Source organism: Phenylobacterium sp. (genome assembly GCF_004799395.1).
Lineage (GTDB): Bacteria > Pseudomonadota > Alphaproteobacteria > Caulobacterales > Caulobacteraceae > Phenylobacterium.
This window is the reverse complement of sequence record NZ_SSMZ01000011.1, coordinates 1-2,405: the sequence shown is the minus strand read 5'-3', so window position 1 is coordinate 2,405 and position 2,405 is coordinate 1. Positions and strand designations below refer to the sequence as shown.

The 2,405-nt window shown below is 62.5% G+C and carries 2 protein-coding genes and 1 pseudogene; all 3 read left to right on the top strand.

Annotated features, from left to right (window positions below; translation table 11 throughout):
* A pseudogene (locus E8A12_RS00575) lies at positions 1-199 on the top strand (3-oxoacyl-ACP reductase); the annotation flags it as partial.
* 49 nt (positions 200-248) lie between these two features.
* Positions 249-545, top strand: a complete 297-nt coding sequence (locus E8A12_RS00570; RefSeq protein WP_293365808.1) for a DUF2218 domain-containing protein — start codon at positions 249-251, stop codon at positions 543-545.
* 25 nt (positions 546-570) lie between these two features.
* The gene (locus E8A12_RS00565) at positions 571-1,683 is read left to right on the top strand and encodes a pectin acetylesterase-family hydrolase (RefSeq protein ID WP_293365807.1); all 1,113 of its coding nucleotides are present in this window, start codon (positions 571-573) and stop codon (positions 1,681-1,683) included.
* The last annotated feature ends 722 nt before the right edge of the window (positions 1,684-2,405 follow it).

Below are 2,405 nucleotides of genomic sequence, written 5' to 3'. Positions count from 1 at the left end.
CTACGCCGCGCGCCATGCCTCAGAGCCGCGCGCCCTGGTGCTGATGGCTCCAGGCTGGATCCGCACCGACCTGGGCGGGCCGGGCGCGCCGTTCACGATCGAGGAGGCCATTCCGAAAGTCGTGGACGTCTTGCTCGCGCAGCAGGGCAAGCCCGGTCTGCAGTTTCTCGACCGTGAGGGGCGCGGGGTTCCATGGTGAACGCTCGCCCGCGCTGCGTCAGCCCCCGCCCGAGCAGCAGGGCGTAGCGATGGCCATCGTCAGGGGCCGTGCGAAGACGGCCAACGGTTCAAAATACCTCCAGCAGCTCTGCAAACACTGGGGCCACAAGTTCGACGCCGAGTTCTCGGAGGCCGCAGGACAGGTCCGCTTTCCGTCCGCCGTCGCGACCCTGGAGGCGAGCGCGGATGCGCTGCTCGTCACGCTCGAGACCGAGGACGCCGAAGCGGTCGAGCGGCTCAAAGAGACCGTCGCCAGACATCTCGACCGCTTCGCGTTTCGGGAGGCGCCCCTGCCCTTCGAGTGGTCGGCAACCGAAGATCGCTGACAGCCCCATCGTCCAGGAGATCACCGTGCCGGCCCAACCTGCTCAATCCACAAGACGTGACTGGCGCAACGTGCTGCCGGCGGCGGCGCCCGGATGCTCACAGGGCACGCCCTATTCCTTCTGGGTGAAGGAAGGCGACCCGAAGAAGCTCGCCGTCATCCTGGCCGGTGGCGGGGCGTGCTGGACGGGCGAGACCTGCGCCCTGCACTGTCGCCCGCACTACCGGCCGTTCGCGGGCCTCGAGCTCGATCCCACCGGATTGGGTGGGGTCTTCGACACGGACAACCCCGAAAATCCGCTCGCCGACTACACCCTCGTCTACCTTCCCACCGCCAACGGGGACGTCTTTCTGGGCGACGCGACGCCGGTCTATGACACCCCGGCGATGAACGGCCACCCCGAAGGCCAGGTGACGATCCTGCACAAGGGTTTCGACAACGCTCTGTCGGCGCTGGACTGGATGTTCAAGACCTACCCGGAGCCCAATACCGTCGCCGTCATGGGCTGGAGCGCCGGCGCGCTGGCCTCGCCGCTCTACACGCACATCGTCGCCCACCACTATCCCGGCGCCCAGGTCACCCACTTCGCCGACGGCGGCGGCGCCTACCATCTGAGCGAAAAGCTCGCGCCCCTCTTCAAGTCGTGGGGAACGGAAAGCGTCCTGAAGCGCGTCGAAGGTTTCGAGGACGTGCCGATCGAGGGGTTGACCGCCGATGACCTCTACGTCCGCGCGGCTCAGCTAAATCCCGACATCGTGTTCCATCAGTACAACGAACGGCATGACGCCGTGCAGGCGATGTTCATGCAGCTGATGGGAGAAAAGCGCCCCGACGTTCCGGCGAAGCTGGACGAGGGGCACGCCTATATCCGTGCGCGCGTCCCCAACTTCCGGACCTACACCAGCTGGGGGCGTGATGAAGCGATCATCGGAGGATACTATGACGCCGTCCTCGCCGTGAATGCGCTGGACAACCGCGGACGCCCCCACGTGCTGGATCGCTTCTACACGCGTAAGACCAATGGCGTTCGGTTCCTCGATTGGTTTGCTGCGGCCATCACGGGCAAGCCCGTGGAGGACGTGGCCTGCGTGGACTCCGAAACCCCTGAACATCATTGGAAACGCCCAGCGTTCCCTTGATAGCAGGCGAATTCGCTAAGCCCGTAGATTTGGGACGCAGGCTGCAGGGCGCTCGCGCGACGTGCCCAGGCTGGGCGCTGTATCCATGGCGATGCTACACCCGGATTTCACGCTGCAGAAGGAACCCTCCGCCGCACCTGGGTGGTTTTCGCGGCGGCGCGTACTTGCGACACGGGCTGCTCGTTGACTATCCGGAACAGCTGATTTCTGAGCTACCGCGAAGCTGCGCCCTTGGCCGGAAAAATACCGTCTGCCTTTCCGACGGAACCGCGCCTTTGCCTGTCTCCGCCCCCCGTGAACCGATAGGTGGCGATAGGTCCCGACACGGCGCCGGCCAATTGACTATGCAGACCGAATGATCAATGAGAGTTCGTAACTTATTGATATTATTGCACTTATAAAGCAACGCTTACTCCCACTCGATCATTCCAAATGTTGTTAGGTTATTGAATTCACAACACTTTCTCGCGCGATTCGGGCACATTCCCGACCGGCAGCCCGACAATCCGAAGGTCTATTGTTTTTATTAGCAAAATTGACGCGAAATATTTTTCGACCTTTCGCCATCTATCGGGTTCAACCGACGGCTCATCGAGTGCCACGCTAAGTAGTGAAACCTAGGAGCCTGACTCCGTAGTCAAAATCGAGAAAATCCAAGGGTAGAAAATTGCCCCAACGGGATCGGATGGGGGTGAAGTCGCAAGTTCGATGCTGGGACGAGC

Bases quoted from the DNA above. Each gene is read 5' to 3' on its own strand.
- E8A12_RS00570 (WP_293365808.1), top strand. From the start codon at position 249: ATGGCCATCGTCAGGGGCCGTGCGAAGACGGCCAACGGTTCAAAATAC.